Source organism: Mycobacterium sp. PTI7, assembly GCF_056679845.1.
Genome location: NZ_CM155252.1, coordinates 5920482 through 5938094 on the forward strand (window position 1 = coordinate 5920482; position 17613 = coordinate 5938094).

Consider the following 17613-nt stretch of genomic DNA (forward strand, 5'->3'; position numbering starts at 1 on the left):
CTCTGTCGGCCCGCAGCGCTAACCTGACATCAGCTTCACGAGACACCGTCGCCAAGCTCCGACTTGACGGTGCGCCAACCCCACGCTCGTGGGTGGCTCGGATGACGAAGCGGCCGACGTCGACCGACGGCGGCAAGAGCGCCTCCCCATGAGGAGGCCGGCAGAAGGACCCGACCATGACCGACGACGACCAACGACCGCTCTACTGGGGTCCCGCGGGGCCGCCGAAGGACAGAGAACTGGTCGACTCCTGGACGCCCGGCCGCAGTGACGCCTCGACATGGGGCCCGTATCACTCGGTGCTGTTCCCGCTGCGAAAGACGACTCCCTGGATCCGCTACAAGCGCATGACAACCGGCCTCAACATCGCGAAACGCCTATGGGACGAACGTGAGGCCCGCCGGCGTGCCTACGAATCCGTCCACGGCGACGATCCCGATCACTGGCCCACGCGCCACCCTGCGGTCGTCCTCGAGTCCGTGGAATGGACCGCACATGCGGGTTGCCTCGGGTGCCAGTGGTTGGACCGCGAGGGTGTCTACATGAAGGTCGACGGCTGGCACGCCGAGGCCACGAAAAATGCTGAGCAACATCAAGAGTCGGATGGCAAACTGACGTGAGGGGCCATATGTCAGCCAGCGGATTCGAGTGGCGACACCGCAAACCGATCGGAGATGTCACCGCCCGTAAGTAGCGTCCGCGGCATGAACGATGCACGCAGGCGCCGCAGCGCCAAGCAGGATCGGCGCGACGCGAAACGCGCACGGAAACATCAAACGGTCAGCGATGACGAACTGCTCATCTCGACCATCCGCCAAATCATGGCGGGACCGCCGCCAGCGCTGCTCGCGTTGGCCAGTCTTGTCATCGGTTCGATGGCACCTGACTCGTTGGTGCCTCCGAAGGAGAAGCCGAAGACGCCGCTGTCACTCGACACCTTCATCGCGTCGCTCATCAACTTGAAGTACCGCGAGACGACCGCGATGCTCGCCGTCCTCGCCGAATTGCTCGTCGACGACGACGTGCTGGCCGAGCGCTGCCGTCGGGAAGTGTCGACGCGACGTGACCATCTCCCGAGGTGGATCGTTGGCCTGACTGATGTCGAAGTCGGGCGGGTGATGCGCAGGACGGACGTCCTCGGTGACGCCGACGAGTTGATGGTCGAAGTCCGACTCACCGACGGGACTGAGCTGGCGCTGGTGGCCGTGATCGATCACAATCGGCTGTCGACGGTGCGCGACCTCGAGCTGTTCACGGGCCATTTCGAGCCGCTCGCGGATGACGGCGAGAGCCTCTCTTCCACAGAAACATTCACGGATATGGACCCTGCTGACGCGCGTGCGTGGCTCGAGCATGGACTGAGGCACGAGAGGCTCGCATGGCGGTCGAAGGAGTGGCGCAACGACGCACCCATGATGAAGTGGATGGTCTCGCAGCTTCCCGACGGCGGCACTACCTACCAGAAGCCCGACTGGGATGACGACGCGATCGCAGAGGTGCTCGATGAGTTCTTCGCATCGCCGGCCGGCGCACCCTTCGGAGGAGAAGACTACCGGGACGTGCTGTCGGAGTTGTGCGAGTCTGGCTGTGGAGACCCGTTGCGATGGAGCACGTTTCGCATCATCGACATCATGCGGCTCCCGTTCCACCGCGAACACGTCCCGCTCGAGGTCGCGGTGGACGCCCCGGCTCTCCTACGCGCATTCGTTCCGTTCGCCCACGACCGCAGTGGAGTCCCCCAGGGCCTGACCGACGCTGCGATCAGGACCATCGACGAGATGAGCCGCGATTACAGGCGTCGGCTTCTGGACGACGCGATGGTTTACTACGACGAACACGACGTGGACCCCCTGCCTCGGCGCAGTTACCCGGACCAGGCGTCGTGACTGGTCGGCTGTCGCATCTGCCAACACTGTGCGAGCGAAGAAGTACGCTCACGACATGCGGAACCTCTACCTGCGTAACGTTCCGGACGTGGTCATGGACCGGCTCGAGCGGTTGGCGCGCGCGGAAGGAATGTCCCTGAACGCTACGGCCATTCGAGAACTCGACTTGGCCACCGGTCGGGTGGACAACGCGACGATCCTCGCGACCCTGCCCGACGTGGGCATCGCCTCGAAGGACATCGTCGCCGAAGTCCACGCTGAACGACGGTGATCGTCTTGGACGCGTCACTCGGGTCGAGCGATCAGGTAAGCCGGTCCCTCGCCTGCTCGTCGGACGACAGACGCGTCGCCCGCTCGAGTGCGCTGCGGTCACGCACGTCTCGGGCGGAGAGTCGCTGAATGCGATCTCGATAGTCGGCGAAGCCATGGACGCGAGCGGCAAGTGCGGCCAACGCGGTCCGGCGGTCGTCCTTGGCTTCGGCGATCACCGCGCGGATGTCGGGATCGGCGCGGAGTCGGCCGCGTTCGAGCTTCTCCGCCGCCTCCCGGTCCAGCGCGATCTGGCGGGCGCTCTCACCGATCTCGGCGAGTTCGTCCCAGAGGTCGATGGGAAGGAACGCCGCCGAGTCCGTAGCCCAGCCGGGGTCGCGGGCGATCTCGGAGGCGACCTTGGCCGCGCAGTACGACAACGTTCCCTCGTCGCACAGGATCATCTGGTTCAACGTGTCTGTATCCGCTGGACTCAAACGCCCGGCTCGAAGCAAGGACTCGGCCTCCACCGCTCTGGCGCGAAGATCTTGGTACCGGCTGATCGTCTCTCTCGCGGACAACGCAACCGTCAGGAGCATCACCAATGCGCAGGCCAGGAGTGCTCCACCCACTATGGTTACCGCGGGCTGACCGGTGAGGCCAACCACCACGATCGCGGCGGAGACCCAGGCGAGGGCAGCGGCGCCCGTCCTGACTCGGAGGGCGACCGGGGCGGCCAGGTCGTCGGGATGCGGTAGTCGTGGCTCGCCCCGAAACCGCGCGGCGACGAACGCCAGGAACTCGCGGTCGGTGTCGATCTTGGGCGCCACGCCGGCGAGGCGCTCCCAACGCGACGGCATGTTCGACCTCTGGAAGACGTCCTTCGGACTGATCGAACGTTCCGGTCCAGACCGTGAAGCCTCAGCCATGGTGTTGCCCCTCCTGCCCTCCGAAGGTATCTGTCGACGCAGACAGATCGCTACCTCGAGCCCCAGGAACCACGCAGCACGACCCGGACTGATTGACTCCACCGATGGACCCGCGGTCACGGATGCACAGCCCCACGGCGCGGTTGACGGGCGCCACCCTGGTCGGGGCCGCCGCGACGGCCGCCGCGGCCTGGACCGGCTTCGGCTGGTTCTCGCTCCTGGTCGGCTGGGACCTCCTCGCCGTGACCTACATGACCTGGACGTGGTCGGTGCTCTGGCCGTTCGGCCCCGAGCAGACCGCGTCGCACGCCGAGCACGAGGAGCCGGGCCGACAGGCCGTGTTCACCCTGATCCTCGTCGGCGCACTCGTCAGCCTCGTCGGCGTCGGCCTGCTGCTCGCGAAGGCGGACGCAGGCAAGGAAGGCGTGGCCGCGATCGCCGTCGCCAGCGTCGTCATCTCCTGGCTGGCCGTGCACACCCTGTACGCGCTCACCTACGCGCGCGTCTACTTCGGCGAGAAGCCGGTCGGCGGAATCGATTTCAACACCGACGCCCCGCCGCGCTACAGCGACTTCGCCTACGTCGCCTACACCGTCGGCATGAGCTTCGCGATCTCCGACACCAACCTCACGTCGTCGCGGATGCGCGCTACGGCCCTCAAGCACGGCCTGCTGTCCTACGTGTTCGGCTCGGTGATCGTCGCGTCGGTGGTCAACCTGATCGCCGGCGGCCTCTGACTACTCCGGCGCGAGCGCCCGCAGATCCATGACCTCGGCCTCCAGCGCCGCCACCTCGGACTCCAGCGCGGCGACCGCGTCCTGGCGCGCGGGATCCGTGCCGGCGCCGACCGCGATCAGCCGGCTGTCGAGTTCGGCGATCCGGTTCTCCGCGCCGACCTTGCGCTCGAGCGCATCGTCGTCGGTCAGCGGCAGCGCGTCCACCGTGCGCGCCAGCTCGAACAGCGTGCGGTGCATCCGGGCCTCGGGGGAGTTCGCGACCGCCCACTCGACGGGTGCCCCGGTCGGCATGCCGGGCAACACCTCGAGCTGCGCTGCCAACCTCGCCTTCGACCCGCGCGCCACCATCACGACGTACGTCACGACGCCCACCACGAGTACCAACAGCACGATCAGCACGAAGATGTTCGTCTGAGTCACCGCACCCCCAAGTCGATTCTGGCAAACGATACGGCCCCGACGTTACCGCCCGGCGGGGCCTCGCGGGCGCCCCCACCGGCGTAGGTCGCCGGGCCTCGCGAATCACGCACCGCAGCAACGCGATCAGCCGCCGAACTGCGCGCGGGATCGGTCAGCAGCCCCACTACCAGCAGAAATGGTGTAACGTCAGCGCTGGGAAACCAGTCAGTCCGGACCAGGTTGGGCGCGTACGCCGACCTACCGAGCCGCTGCTCACGCCGGATTCGCCGGTGGCAATCGCCCAGTCGGGAATGACCCTCGTGAATGCACCGTTCTCCATTCGTCCCATGCAGTTCTCCGCGTCGGGGACGCGCTTCTCGCGCACGCCCACCTTCGGAATCCTCAGCACCCACCCGCCGACGCTGTGCGGCCTCGCGACGTTCAGCGTCGCGCTCGCCGAGAGCCTCACCGAACTCGGCGCCGAGGTCGGCGTGGTGCAGATCGAGGACGGACCCCCGTCGCAGAATGACCGCGTCGTCGGCCACCTCGAGAACGGGTCGCCCGCGTCGGTCGCCGCCTGCTCCGCCCTGCTGAACCGCAACGACATCGCGATCATCCAGCACGAGTACGGCCTCTACGGCGGTGCGGACGGCGACGAGGTCGTCGAGATCATGCGCGGTCTGACCGTGCCCGCGATCGTCGTCGCCCACACCATCTTGAAAGACCCGACGCCGCACCAGCGTTCGGTACTCGAAGAGGTCGTCGGCCTCGCCGATCAGGTGGTCGTCATGTCCGACACCGCCCGCGAACGGCTGCGCGCCGGCTTCACCGTCGACCCCACGAAGGTCGTCACCATCCCGCACGGTGCCGCCCTGCCGACCTCGCCGGCGCTCAAGCGCTCCGGCCGGCCGACACTGCTCACCTGGGGCCTCATCGGCCCGGGCAAGGGCATCGAGCGGGTCATCGAGGCGATGGTGTCGCTCAAGCACCTGCCCGGCCGCCCGCAGTACCTGATTGCCGGGCAGACCCACCCGAAGGTCCTCGCCAGCCAGGGCGAGGCCTACCGCGAGGGCCTCGTCGCGCAGGCCGAACGCCTCGGAGTCGCCGACTCGGTCTCGTTCGACGCCCGCTACCGCAGCCCCCGGTCGGTCACCGCGCTCATCCAGACCGCCGCCGCCGTCGTCCTGCCCTACGACTCCAAGGACCAGGTGACGTCGGGGGTCCTCGTCGATTCGCTGGCGAGCGGACGGCCGGTCGTCGCGACCGCCTTCCCCCACGCTCAGGAGCTGCTCAGCGGCGGTGCCGGGTCCGTGGTCGCGCACGACGATCCGAAGGCACTGGTGCACGTCCTGCACGAGCTGCTCACCGATCCGCGCATCTCCGGGACCATGGCCAACGAGGCCCGCCAGCTCGCGCCGACGATGGCCTGGCCGGTGGTCGCCACCGCGTACGTCGATCTGGCGCAACGACTTCTGTCGGCGCGAGCGGCAGTGGCGTGACGGCCACGCCGTTCGGCCACCTGTTCAAGATCACCGACCACCAGGGCACCTTCGAGCACGCGCTGCTCACCGAGCCGCGCCGTGAGCACGGCTACTGCGTCGACGACATGGCCCGCGTGCTCGTCGTCGCCACCATCGAGCCCGACACCACCGGGCTGATGAACGGCCTCGCCGGCAAGGCGCTGCGCTTCCTCAACGACGCGCAGTCCTACAACGGGGCCTGCCGCAACCGCATGGACGTCGGCGGGCACTGGACCGACAAGCCCACCACCGACGACCACTGGGGCCGCTGCCTCTGGGCACTCGGCACCGCCGCCGCGTACAGCGACGTCAGCATGGTCCGCAAGCTCGCCATCATCCAGTTCGACCGCGCCGTCGCGACGCGCTCGCCGCACCGGCGGGCGATGGCGTTCGCCGCGGTGGGCGCCGCCGAACTGCTCAGCGTCGAGCCCGGACACCAGCCGGCCCTCACCCTGCTCACCGACTACGTCGCCACGCTCGACCCGCCCACCGGCGACGCGGCCTGGCCGTGGCCGGAGCCGCGCCTGACCTACGCCAATGCCGTTGTCGCGGAGGCGATGATCGCCGCGGGCGTCGCACTGGAGCGGCCCGAGCTGCGCGACCAGGGCCTCGACCTGCTCGAGTGGCTCGTCGGCTACGAGACCTCCGACGGACACCTGTCACCCACACCCGTCGGCGGGCGCGGACCCGACGACGCCCGGCCCGGGTTCGACCAGCAGCCCATCGAGATCGCCGCACTGGCCGCCGCCTGCGCGCGCGCCGCCGACGCGGACCCCCGATCGCTGTGGCCCGAGACCGTCCGCGCCGCCCAGGCGTGGTTCGAGGGCAGCAACGACCTCGGCCTGCCCATGTGGGACCCGGCGACCGGTGGCGGCTTCGACGGCCTACACGTCGACGGCGTCAACCAGAACCAGGGCGCCGAGTCGACGCTCGCCGCGATGGCCACCATGCAGCTGGCCCGCCGCTACACCCCCGTCCCGCAGTGACGTCGGTGCACTCCCGGCTCGCCACGCGGCTTCCGCAGCGCGTCGCGGCCGATCCGTCGCGCGTCGTCACGCAGCTCTTCGTCCCCGGTCAGGAGGGCTTCGAGCATCAGGAGTCACGCGCCGGTGTCGTCCTGAAGCGCATCCTCGGGCTCAGTGACGACGACGTCGACGCCGCCCTGAGCGATCTCGTGACCCGGTTCGACGGACGCCACCGCGACCTGCACGGCACGTTCCGCCGGCACGCCCGCGAACTCGCCGACCGCCTCGGCCCCGACCGGCAGCTCTCCGACGCGCGGACGCTGCTGCTCGGCGCCACGTTCACCAGCGAGTACGCCATCGAGGGCGCGGCGCTGTGCAACCCGAGCGTCGTCGCCCACCCCGACCAGACCGGCGTGGCCGCGGGCAGCCTCCGCTTCGTGATGAGCGTGCGCGGCATAGGGGAGGGGCACCGCTCGACGATCGGCTTCCGCACCGGCGTCGTCGACGACACCGGCCACGCGAGCATCGACGCCCCCGGCCCGTTCGCCGCCACCACACCCGCCACCCCCGCGCGCCTGGAGAAGGCCGTGTTCCGCGCCGAACTCGACCGGCTGGGCGACGCGGGCGAGGTCGCCGACTACGTGCTCGACGCGCTCGGTGCGCACTTCACCCGCGCCGAACTCGACGAGCGGCTCGCGACGCTGCGCACGCGCCTGGCCACCCGCTACCGGGGCGGGGAGACCATCGCCCTCATCCGCGGCATCGCCGACCGGTCCTACGCCGTCGAGTTCGATACCGCAACAGAGCTTTCCGAACGCGTGCTCTGGCCGGCGATGTCCGCCGAGGGCGCCGGCATGGAGGACGCCCGGTTCGTCCGCTTCACCGACGACGACGGCACGGTCACCTACTACGCCACCTACACCGCGTACAGCGGCTCGCTGATCAGCCAGCAGCTGCTCGCCACCACCGACTTCGCGTCCTTTACCTCGGGGCCGCTCGTCGGGCCCGCTGCGGCCAACAAGGGCCTCGCGCTGTTCCCCCGCAAGGTCGGCGGCCGGTACGTCGCGATGTCGCGCTCGGACCGCGAGAACAACACGCTCGCGTTCGCCGACCACCCGTCGGTGTGGCCCAGTGCCTCGCCGTGTCAGACGCCGACCGAGTCGTGGGAGGCGCTGCAGCTCGGGAACTGCGGCCCACCCATCGAGACCGACGCCGGCTGGCTGGTGCTCACCCACGGCGTCGGGCCCATGCGGACCTACAGCATCGGGGCGATTCTGCTCGACCTCGACGACCCGACGACGGTGCTCGGCCGCCTGCGGCACCCGCTGCTGAGCCCGGCGCCCGACGAGCAGGACGGCTACGTGCCCAACGTCGTCTACTCCTGCGGTGCCCTCGTCCACGCCGACACCCTCGTCATCCCCTACGGGATCGCCGACGGCGCCATCGGCCTGGCCACCGTCCCGCTGCCCGACCTGCTGGCCGAACTCACCGCCTGACCAGGAGCGTTGCCGCCCATCCCGGCCGACCGTAGGCTGGCGTCAACGCCGTCGCGCTGTCATCCGGACCCCCGTGACCGGCACGCCTCGGCCGCTGGGTGGAGAACGCCGCCCGCTCGACGACCGAGGACGCCATGGCCATCGCCGACATCGCCGAATACGCCCACCTCAGCGACGAGGACGTCGAGCGCCTCGCGTTCGACCTCGACCTGATCCGCCGCGACGTCGAGAAGTCCCTCGGCGCCTCTGATGCGACCTACATCCGTCGCGCCATCGCCTTCCAGCGCATCCTCGACGTGGCCGCCCGCGTCGTCATCGCCCGCACCCGCTCCCGCGGCGGCTGGTGGGCCGGCACCCTCGGCCTGGCCTATGCCAAGTCCGTCGAGAACATGGAGCTGGGCCACAACATCGGCCACGGCCAGTGGGACTGGATGAACGACCCCGAGATCCACTCCAGCACGTGGGAGTGGGACATGGTGGGCTCGTCGGCGCAGTGGCGCTACTCGCACAACTACCGCCACCACATGAACAGCAACATCGTCGGAGTCGACGACGACCTCGGCTTCGGCGTCATGCGCGTCACCCGCGACCAGCCCTGGGAGCGCCAGCACCTCATCCAGCCGCTGCGAAACCTGTTGCTGGCGGCCGTCTTCGAGTGGGGCATCGGGCTGCACGACTTCTACTCCGAACGCGACCGCGTCGACAGCCCCGAGGCCAAGTCCGAAGAGCGCTGGGTGTTCATCCGCAAGATCGCCCGGCAGACCGGCAAGGACTACGTGCTGGTGCCCGCGCTCAGCGGACGACGGTGGCGCCGCACGCTGGGCGCCAACGTCACCGCCAACCTGCTGCGCAACGTGTGGACCAACGTCGTCATCCTCTGCGGGCACTTCCCCGACGGCGCCCACAAGTTCGACGAGGCCGTGCTGGAGGACGAGACCCGCGGCGAGTGGTACCTCCGCCAGATGCTCGGCGCCGCCAACTTCACCGCCGGCCGCGCGATGGCGTTCTCCACCGGCGGCCTCTGCTACCAGATCGAGCACCACCTGTTCCCCGAGCTGCCGAGCAATCGGCACCACGAGATCAGCGTGCGGGTGCGGGCGCTGTGCGAGGAGTACGGCCTGCCCTACTCGACGGCTTCGCTGCCGCGACAGTACTTCTCGACGCTGCGCACCATCCACCGGCTCGCCGTGCCCGACGACTTCCGGCCGATCCGGCGGCTCCGCGAGCGTTTGGGCGTCTAGCGCTGGGGGCTGTGCCGCCGGCCGGGGGAGACGCGTGTCGGACTGCCCACCTCCGAGCGACAAGTCGCGACAACCGGACTGCTGACACACGGCACCGCCGCGGATTGTCGCGAGTTGTCGCTACGAGGCGGGCACATCGGTCCATGCTTCCGGCGGGCCGGCCCAGCCCATCTGCCGAAGTCGCGCCGTCGGCCGCGGCGCCCGTGTCATCATTCGCCCAGAGGCCGATGCGGTGCGTCGGCGAGGCTGAATGAAGAGGTTCGGGTGAGTCGTCCCGTCGGATACGTCGGAATCCTGCTGGGCAGCGCGGCCGCCGCGCTGATCTTCGGTGCCGGGGTCGCCCAGGCCGACGAAGGAGCGCCCTCGTCGGACAAGGCGAGCGAGTCGAGCGCGTCGTCGGAACCCAACACCGCGGCCGAGCCCAGCAAAACCGAGACCGAAGCCGGGCCGGAGCCCGAGACCAAGACCGAGACCGAGCCGACGACGCCGGACGCCACGCCACCGAAGTCGGATGACGCGACCCCGCACGCATCGGTAACCATCAGCAGCCCGTCCACGTCGGTCGTCACGCGGACCGTCACGATCCGCAAGGACGATGACACGACCACCGCGGTCCGCGACGAGCCCAAGACGGAGCAGCCCAAGAAGAAGGCCACCCTCGAAACCGTTGCGACGCAAGCCGAAACGCCCACGACGATCACGACGGCCGCCGAGACCAAAACCAGCCTCGTCACCCCGGCACCGCAGGCACCCGACCTTCAGCAGTTCGTCCGTCAGCTCACCGGCCTGGGCGTCGACGTCGCGGCGCTCAGCGCGTCGTTCGTCAGCAACCTCGCCATGCAGGTGGCCTACACGCTGCCGCCGGGCTTCTTCGGCGGCGGACCGCATTACACCGCATTGACGATCGCGAACTTCGCCGCCGACGTCAGCAGGCAGCTCACCGGCGCACCCCCGAGGACGCCAAGTGCTGGCCCGTTTCCGGTGAACTACGGCGTCTTCGACCCACTCGCCTGGCTCAACCCGAACGCCATTCCCGCCGGCGCCAACGACCCGACGATCACCGTCACCCCGGCCCGCCCGCTGCCGGTCATCCTGATCAACGGGACCACGGAGACGTCGGGCTTCAACTGGAGCGTCGGCGCGCCGGTGCTGGCCAACGCCGGCTACAAGGTCTACACGTTCGGCTACGGCGCGTCGGGCTTCCCGATCGGCGGCGTCGGCGACATCGCAAAGTCGGCCCAGGAGCTGTCCGACCAGATCGACGCGGTCCTCAGAGAAACCGAGGCCGAGAAGGTGATTTTGGTCGGCCACTCGCAGGGCGGCGGCATCCTGCCCGCGTACTACATGAACGTCATGGGCGGCGCCGGCAACGTCTCGCAGCTGATCGGCATCGCGCCGAGCAACCACGGCACCGACGTCAACCAGCTCGCCTACGCGCTGGCGCTGCCGATCCTCGGGCCGCTGCTCACGGGGCTGCTGGGTGCCACGCTGCCGGCGCTCGAGCAGCAGAGCATCACGTCGCCGTTCCAGCAGCTCGTCTACGGCAAGGGGGACACCCAGCCGGGCGTGCTCTACACGACGATCGTCAGCACGTACGACGAGGTCCTGACGCCGTATCCGCGCCAGTTCCTGGACGGGCCGAACGTCACCAATGTCGTGCTGCAGGAACAGAACCCGGGGTTCCTGGGCGGCCACCTGAGCGTGCTCGTCAACCCCGCGGTGTGGTCGACCGTGCTGGACGCGCTGTCGCAAAACCCGGCAGCGAATCCGCTGCTGGCGCCGCTGGCCGCGTGAGGCTCAGCCCTTGACGAGGGTGAACTGCCCCAGTTGGCTGATGCCGCGCTTGAAGAAGTCGCTGCAGCCGACGAGGTACTTCATGTACCGGTCGTAGACCTCCTGCGACGTCGCGGCGACCGCTTCGTCGTGGGCGGCCTCGAGCGCCTCGGCCCACATGTCGAGCGTGCGGACGTAGTGCTCGTCGAGCAGGTGGTTGCGCTCGAGCGAGAAGCCCGCTTCGGCCGACAGGTTGATGATGTCGTCGTCGCACGGCACCGAGCCGCCGGGAAAGATCTCCTTGGCGATGAACCGCATGAACTTCAGATCCGACATCACGATCGGGATGCCCATCTCCGGCCAGCGCTTCAGCGGATGCCCGAGGATCGCCTGGATGACCATGCGGCCACCGTCCGGCAGGTAGCTGCCGCACGCCTTGAAGAACGGGGCGTAGCGCTCCTGCGGGAACGCCTCGATCGCCTCGAGGCTGATGATCGCGTCGACGGGCTCGTCGAACTGCTCCCACCCGCGCAGCAGCACGCGCCGCGACCGGGTGGTGTCCAGCCCGTCGAGCAGCTCCTGGGCGTACTTGCACTGGTTCTTGCTCAGCGTCAGGCCGATGACGTTGACGTCGTACTTCTCGACCGCCCGCTGCATCACCGAACCCCAACCGCAGCCGACGTCGAGCAGCGTCTGGCCCGGCTGCAGGTTCAGCTTGCCGAGCGCGAGGTCGATCTTCGCGATCTGCGCCTCTTCGAGCGTCATGTCGTCCCGCTCGAAGTACGCACAGCTGTACGTCCGCGTCGGGTCCTGGAACGTGCCGAAGAAGTCATCCGACAGGTCGTAGTGCGCCTGCACCTCTTCGAAGTGCGGCTCCATCGAGTCGGAGCCGTTGGCTGTCTTCAGATTGGGCTTGGCCATCCCCGACCGCCCTCCATCCGTGTTGCGGACCATTTAGTTGATGTGCTGGTGCTGCTGGTGCGTCGAGACGCGGGTCATGCCTTCTGCAGGGTGAACTGGACGACGTCGGTGTAGCCCTCGCGGAACAGGTCGGCGCAGCCCTTCAGGTACTTCAGGAAGCGCTCGTAGATCTCCTCGTTGGTGATCTCGATGGCCTCGGCCTGCTTCGCCTCGAGGTTCGCGGCCCACGTGTCGAGCGTCTTCACGTAGTGCGGCTGCAGGTGCTGTTCCTGGGTGACCGTGTAGCCGGCCTTGACCGCGTGGTCGGTGACCATCGAGGCCAGCGGCAGACGGCCGCCGGGGTAGATCTCGTCCATGATGAACTTGATGAAGCGGACCTTCGACATGGTCAGCGGCAGGCCCTTGGCCTTGATCTCCGTGTCCTCGGGGATGGTGATCGTGTGCAGCATCTGCGTGCCGTCGGCGGGCAGCCAGTCGTAGGTCTTCTTGAAGTAGTCGTCGTACTTGTTGAAGCCGAAGTGCTCGAAGGCGCCGATCGAGACGATGCGGTCGACCTTGCCGTCGTAGTCCTCCCACGGCTGCAGGCGGACGTCCATCGTGCGGTCACCCTTGTAGTTGGCGAGCCAGTGCTCCTCGATGTGGCGCTTCTGGTTCTCCGAGAGCGTGAGGCCGATGACGTTGACGTCGTACTTCTCGACGGCGCGGTTGATCGTGGCGCCCCAGCCGCAGCCGATGTCGAGCAGCGTCATGCCGGGCTCGAGGCCGAGCTTGCCGAGCGACAGGTCGATCTTCGCCATCTGCGCTTGCTCGAGGTTGTAGTCGTCCTTCTCGAAGTACGCGCAGCTGTAGACCTGGTTCGGGTCCTGCCACAGCTTGAAGAACTCATTGCTGATGTCGTAGTGGAACTGGACTTCCTTCTTGTCCGATCCGCGAGTCTGCGACGCCGACTTGGAGAGCCACGCGGACTCTGCCTTCGGCGTGAAATCCTGCGTGTCGTTTGAAGAGGTCATCATCCACCTTGTTGGCCATCGAGCATTCATGGTCGTGTGCCAGCCAGCCATTGCTTCACCGATCAGGCGATCCGAGCCTACATCCGTCTGCGGCCCATCGCGGACGACCCTCCGCAGGTCGCGGCCCCAAAATTTGCCGACGCCGATTCGCGTGCGGCACGAGCAAATGGCAAGCAGCACAACAATGGCAGGCAGGCGCAATCGCCGCCGCGAGCGGCAACGACGGCACGCGCCCGTCAATATTTCGGCGAAATCAGCGCTTCTTGCGGAGCGCGTCCACGTCGGAGGTGGCCGTGGTGTCACCCTTCGAGCGCTTGTCGGCGCGCTTCTCCTTCAGAGACTTGCCGGACTTCTTCGTCATGCCTTGGCGCGGGGACTTGTCAGTCATCACTGGCCTCTGGATTCCGGGACCCTGAATGGTCCCGATGATCCGGACTGTACGCGGACGTCGACGCTGGACCGCCCGGCCGCGCGTCAGATCGCGTAGTCGCGCGGCACGTGCTGCACCGACACCCAGTGATCGGTGGTGAACTCGTCGATCGCCCACTGACCGCCGAACCTGCCGACGCCGGAGCCCTTCTCCCCGCCGAACGCGGTGTTCGCGTCGTCGTTGACCGGTGAGTCATTGACGTGGGTCATCCCGGCCTGGATCCGCCGCCCGAACTGCACGGCCCGGTCGACGTCGCGGCTGAACACCGCCGACGACAATCCGTACTCGGTGTCGTTCGCGATGCGCAGCGCGTCCTCCTCGTCGTCGGCCCTGATCACCGTCATGACCGGGCCGAACACCTCCTCGCGGGCGGTCGCGACGTCGTTGCCCGCGGTCAGCACGTGCGGCGGCAGGCAGAGCCCGGCCGGGCCGAACGGGTCGCCGCCGAGCAGCTGCTTTGCGCCGGCCTCCCGCGCACGCGACAGCTTGTCCTGGATGCCCTCGAGCTGCGACGAGTTGATCACCGGGCCGAGCTGCGTCGCCGGATCGCTCGGGTCGCCGACCGTCAGGGCCTTGACCCGGTCGACGAAGCGCGACGTGAACTCGTCGTGGACGCTGGCGTCGACGACGATCCGGTTGGCGATCATGCAGATCTGGCCCTGGTGGAAGTACGACCCGTACACCGCGGCGTCGACCGCCAGCTGCAGATCGGCGTCGTCCAGCACGACCAGCGGGCCGTTGCCGCCGAGTTCGAGCGCCAGCCGCTTGAGCCCCGCCTTCTCGGCGATGCCCTTGCCCACCGGCGTCGACCCGGTGAACGAGACGACGCGGGGGACCGGGTGCTCGACGATCGCGTCGCCGATGTCGGAGCCCGACCCGACGACCACCGACAGCAACCCCGGCGGCAGGCCCGCCTCCTCGAAGATGCGGGCCAGCAGCAGGCCGCCGGTGACGGGCGTGTCGCCTGCCGGCTTGAGCACGACGGCGTTGCCGACGGCCAGCGCCGGCGCCACCGACCGGTTCGACAGCTGCATGGGGAAGTTCCACGGCGAGATGACGGCGACCACGCCGACCGGCTCGCGGTACACGCGGCTCTCCTTGCCGGGGATGTCGCTCGGCATGATGCGGCCCTCGACGTGGTGCGGCATCGACGCCGCCTCCCACATGACCGACCGCACCAGGCCCCACTCCAGCTCGGCCTTGGCGATCGTGCCGCCGGTCTCGTGCACCAGCCAGTGCACGATCTCGTCCTTGCGCCGGCCCATCACGTCGGCCGCCGCGCGCATCACGCCCGCCCGCTCCGCAGGCGGCGCGTCGGCCCAATCCGATTGCGCCGCAACGGCCGCCTCGTAGGCCTCGTTCAGGTCGTCCTCGTCGGCCTGCGGAATCTCGGCGAGCGTGTCGCCGCTGTACGGGTCGGTCGACTCACGGGTCTTGCCCGCGGCACCGGCGCGCCACGTCGTGCCGATCGGCATGGTGTCGAAGTCGGGGTAGGCGCTCACGACGTCGCCACCCCGATCTTGACGTGCGGTCCGTCGGCCTGGGCCTGCCAGGCCTTCTCCGCCTCGTCGAGCAGGTAGCGGGTGGTCTCGACCTGGATGCGGCCGCGGACGGCCAGCCCGGTCAGCTCCGCATACGCCGCGCGCACCTCGTCGGGCGGCATCAGGTCGTTCATGTGGCCGACGTGGGTGCGGCCCGCCAGCGCCCGGAAGGGGATTTCGGGTCCGCCGCCCGCGCCCTGCCCGACGGTGATCAGCGTGGCGCCCACCGCGGACGCGTCGAGTGCGGCGAGGAAGGGATCTCCGTAGACCAGGTCGATCACGATGTCGTAGCCGTCGCCCGCCTCGGACTGCAGCGCCCCGGCGTCGTCGTCGCCCCCGAGCTGGACCGTCGTGTCGGCGCCGAGGTCGCGGGCCTTGACCAGCTCGTCGGCGTTGCGGCCCGCGCCCACGATGCGACCGGCACCGAGGATCTTCGCGGCCTGCACGGCGATCTTGCCGACCACGCCCGTCGCGCCGAGCACCAGCACCGTCGAGTCGGACGTGACCTCGGCGTGCCTGGTCAGCGGTAGCCACGCGGCGAGGCCGGCGATGCCGCAGGCGACGGCCAGATCGTCGTCGAGGCCGTCGGGCACCGGGTAGGTCTTGGTCGGGTCGACGCGGGTACGGGTGGCCCAGGACCCGAACGGCGCGGGTGGGGAGTCGAAGTACACGCGAGCACCGTCGGCGGTGACGCCGATGCCCTCCTTGCCCACCACCTTGGGCACATCGGGCTCGCCGAGCTGGCCCGACGCGAGCGCGAGGTCGACGGGGTTGCAGCCGGCGAGCCGCACCTCGACGACGTCGCCGTCGGGCTCGTCGAAGTCCATCACCGTGGGGGCCTCGCCGACCTTCTCGAGCACTGCTGCGCGCATCTCGTCCTCTCCCGTGAGCGTGTGTTCAGGCGTGCGTCCGGTCGGCTACCCGGGGGCGGACCTGTGAAACGACTCGGTCGCGATGATCGGCGTGGGGTAGTGTCGAGTTGTTGGGAAACTGACCAGTCCGGGATGAATCCGCAGTTCAGCGCTGATATTCGTGAGCAACCGCTCGAGCCGGGCACCCCGCGACATCGCGCGTCAGGACCACCCTTTGTCGACTATTTCCGTTGATCACGTACCCACCCACGTCGCCGTTGCGCCCCGGGGGATGACGCCACCGAGCGTCGGGGTGCTCAGCACCTTCTCGCCGACGCTCTGCGGCGTCGCGAGCTTCAGCGCGTCGCTGTGCCACGCGCTGGGTGAGTCCGGATCGCCCGTGAGCATCGTGCGGGTGGCCGACGGGAACGAGTGCAGCGACGGCCGCGTGGTCGGCGAACTGGTCAGTGGCTCACGGGAGTCCGTGGCCGCGTGCGCGCATCGGCTCAACCAGCAGGACGTCGCGATCATCCACCACGACGTCGGCATCTACGGCGGTGAGGACGGCGACGACCTGCTCGAGGTCATGCGCGCCGTCACCGTCCCCATGATCGTGGTCGCCCATGCCGTCCCGCGGCTGCCGTCACCGCACCAGCGCGCGGTGTTCGAGGCCGTCCTGCAGATGGCCGACCGCGTCGTCGTGGTCTCCGACTCCGTGGGCGAGCGGTTGCACGCCCACTACGACGTCTGGCGTGGCCGGGTGGCGACCATCGCGCACGGCGTCACGCTCACCGCGGCCGCCGGGTTGAAGCGCGGCGGCAGGCCCACGCTTCTGACCTGGGGTCTGCTGCGGCCCGGCAAGGGCGTCGAACGGGTCATCCACGCCATGGGTGCGCTCAGCGCGATGCGGGGGCAGCCCCGCTACCTCGTCACCGGCCGGACCCATCCGCGCACCCTCGCCGACGACGGCGACGTCTACCGCGAGGCCTGCCTCGACCACGTCCGGCGCGACGGGTTGACCGGGTCGGTCTCGTTCGAACCCGACTACCGCGGCCGCGGCACCCTGGCTGCGCTCGTCCAGTCCTGCGCAGCGGTCGTGCTGCCGTACGACGACTCCGAGCAGGTGACCTCCGGCGTGCTGGTGCAGGCGGTGGCGAGCGGCAGGCCCGTCGTCGCGACGGCCTTCCCGCACGCGGTGGATCTGCTCGGCAGCGGTGCGGGCATCGTCGTCAGCCACGACGACCCCGACGAGATGGAGAACGCGCTGCGCCGGATCCTCACCGACCCAAGGCTTTCGGGCGAAATGGCGGCCGAGGGCCGTCGGCTGGCGCCGACGATGACGTGGTCGGTGGTCGCCGAGAAGTACCAGGCGCTGGCACACCTGCTGATGCGCGAGCAGCGCGCGCGAATGTGATGCTGCGCCAACGAGAGTTAGCGTACTGTGGAGGAATCGGGTAGCTCGGGATCGAGCAGACATGCTCGACCTAAGGATTCCGATGACCTCGTCAGCAGTGCTCCTCAAGACCCCCTACGGACGACGGGTCGAACTCGTCAAGGCCGTCATCCAGGAGAAGTCCTCCAAGATCAGCGACGACGATGCGCGCGAGATCGCCGTCCACGTCTTGCACGCCCTCGATTCGATACCCGAGAAGATGCGTTGACCGT

At 68.8% G+C, this 17613-nt stretch carries 18 protein-coding genes and 1 riboswitch; of the genes, 11 read left to right on the top strand and 7 right to left on the bottom strand.

The window, feature by feature from the left end:
• Positions 1–33: 33 nt before the first annotated feature.
• A riboswitch (SAM riboswitch) is annotated at positions 34–145 on the top strand.
• A 31-nt stretch (positions 146–176) separates the two neighbouring features.
• The 3 genes from AC1MEY_RS28460 to AC1MEY_RS28470 all read left to right on the top strand — a co-directional run bounded on the left by AC1MEY_RS28460 (position 177) and on the right by AC1MEY_RS28470 (position 2157).
• Positions 177–620: a hypothetical protein gene (locus AC1MEY_RS28460; protein ID WP_480228668.1), complete on the top strand. Its 444-nt coding sequence runs from the start codon at positions 177–179 to the stop codon at positions 618–620.
• 84 nt (positions 621–704) lie between these two features.
• Entirely contained in the window at positions 705–1886 is a 1182-nt protein-coding gene (locus tag AC1MEY_RS28465; protein ID WP_480228669.1) for a hypothetical protein, read from the top strand.
• A gap of 55 nt (positions 1887–1941) precedes the next feature.
• Positions 1942–2157, top strand: a complete 216-nt coding sequence (locus AC1MEY_RS28470) for an antitoxin (protein WP_480228670.1) — start codon at positions 1942–1944, stop codon at positions 2155–2157.
• 31 nt (positions 2158–2188) lie between these two features.
• Here AC1MEY_RS28470 and AC1MEY_RS28475 read toward each other — a convergent pair whose 3' ends face one another.
• Complete coding sequence (locus AC1MEY_RS28475; RefSeq protein ID WP_480228671.1) at positions 2189–3166, bottom strand: hypothetical protein; 978 nt, start codon at positions 3164–3166, stop codon at positions 2189–2191.
• A 2-nt stretch (positions 3167–3168) separates the two neighbouring features.
• On the opposite strand from AC1MEY_RS28475, the gene AC1MEY_RS28480 reads away from it, so the two are divergent.
• The gene (locus tag AC1MEY_RS28480; protein ID WP_480228672.1) at positions 3169–3801 is read left to right on the top strand and encodes a DUF1345 domain-containing protein; all 633 of its coding nucleotides are present in this window, start codon (positions 3169–3171) and stop codon (positions 3799–3801) included.
• On the opposite strand, the gene AC1MEY_RS28485 is transcribed toward AC1MEY_RS28480, so the two are convergent.
• The gene (locus tag AC1MEY_RS28485) at positions 3802–4221 is read right to left on the bottom strand and encodes a hypothetical protein (protein WP_480228673.1); all 420 of its coding nucleotides are present in this window, start codon (positions 4219–4221) and stop codon (positions 3802–3804) included.
• Between the two features lie 326 nt (positions 4222–4547).
• Here AC1MEY_RS28485 and AC1MEY_RS28490 point away from each other — a divergent pair, with 326 nt between their 5' ends.
• The 5 genes from AC1MEY_RS28490 (at position 4548) to AC1MEY_RS28510 (ending at position 11216) form a co-directional block, all read left to right on the top strand.
• Complete coding sequence (locus tag AC1MEY_RS28490) at positions 4548–5699, top strand: glycosyltransferase (RefSeq protein ID WP_480228674.1); 1152 nt, start codon at positions 4548–4550, stop codon at positions 5697–5699.
• The gene (locus AC1MEY_RS28495; protein ID WP_480228675.1) at positions 5696–6706 is read left to right on the top strand and encodes a glycosyltransferase; all 1011 of its coding nucleotides are present in this window, start codon (positions 5696–5698) and stop codon (positions 6704–6706) included. Before AC1MEY_RS28490 ends, AC1MEY_RS28495 begins: the two co-directional genes overlap by 4 nt.
• Positions 6703–8181, top strand: coding sequence for a glycoside hydrolase family 130 protein (locus tag AC1MEY_RS28500; RefSeq protein WP_480228676.1), 1479 nt, complete (start codon positions 6703–6705; stop codon positions 8179–8181). Before AC1MEY_RS28495 ends, AC1MEY_RS28500 begins: the two co-directional genes overlap by 4 nt.
• A gap of 134 nt (positions 8182–8315) precedes the next feature.
• The gene (locus tag AC1MEY_RS28505; protein WP_480231710.1) at positions 8316–9422 is read left to right on the top strand and encodes a fatty acid desaturase family protein; all 1107 of its coding nucleotides are present in this window, start codon (positions 8316–8318) and stop codon (positions 9420–9422) included.
• A 264-nt stretch (positions 9423–9686) separates the two neighbouring features.
• The gene (locus AC1MEY_RS28510) at positions 9687–11216 is read left to right on the top strand and encodes an esterase/lipase family protein (RefSeq protein ID WP_480228677.1); all 1530 of its coding nucleotides are present in this window, start codon (positions 9687–9689) and stop codon (positions 11214–11216) included.
• Between the two features lie 3 nt (positions 11217–11219).
• On the opposite strand, the gene AC1MEY_RS28515 is transcribed toward AC1MEY_RS28510, so the two are convergent.
• The 5 genes from AC1MEY_RS28515 to AC1MEY_RS28535 form a co-directional block, all read right to left on the bottom strand.
• Entirely contained in the window at positions 11220–12116 is an 897-nt protein-coding gene (locus AC1MEY_RS28515; protein ID WP_480228678.1) for a cyclopropane mycolic acid synthase family methyltransferase, read from the bottom strand.
• 74 nt (positions 12117–12190) lie between these two features.
• Complete coding sequence (locus AC1MEY_RS28520; RefSeq protein ID WP_480228679.1) at positions 12191–13126, bottom strand: cyclopropane mycolic acid synthase family methyltransferase; 936 nt, start codon at positions 13124–13126, stop codon at positions 12191–12193.
• 253 nt (positions 13127–13379) lie between these two features.
• Complete coding sequence (locus AC1MEY_RS28525; protein ID WP_480228680.1) at positions 13380–13514, bottom strand: hypothetical protein; 135 nt, start codon at positions 13512–13514, stop codon at positions 13380–13382.
• 86 nt (positions 13515–13600) lie between these two features.
• Complete coding sequence (locus tag AC1MEY_RS28530; protein WP_480231711.1) at positions 13601–15031, bottom strand: aldehyde dehydrogenase family protein; 1431 nt, start codon at positions 15029–15031, stop codon at positions 13601–13603.
• Positions 15032–15054: 23 nt separating this feature from the next.
• Complete coding sequence (locus AC1MEY_RS28535) at positions 15055–15969, bottom strand: quinone oxidoreductase family protein (RefSeq protein ID WP_480228681.1); 915 nt, start codon at positions 15967–15969, stop codon at positions 15055–15057.
• Positions 15970–16240: 271 nt separating this feature from the next.
• Between AC1MEY_RS28535 and AC1MEY_RS28540 the strand changes: the two genes are divergently transcribed.
• The gene (locus tag AC1MEY_RS28540; protein WP_480228682.1) at positions 16241–17362 is read left to right on the top strand and encodes a glycosyltransferase; all 1122 of its coding nucleotides are present in this window, start codon (positions 16241–16243) and stop codon (positions 17360–17362) included.
• 82 nt (positions 17363–17444) lie between these two features.
• Complete coding sequence (locus AC1MEY_RS28545) at positions 17445–17609, top strand: DUF6307 family protein (RefSeq protein ID WP_480228683.1); 165 nt, start codon at positions 17445–17447, stop codon at positions 17607–17609.
• Positions 17610–17613 lie beyond the last annotated feature (4 nt).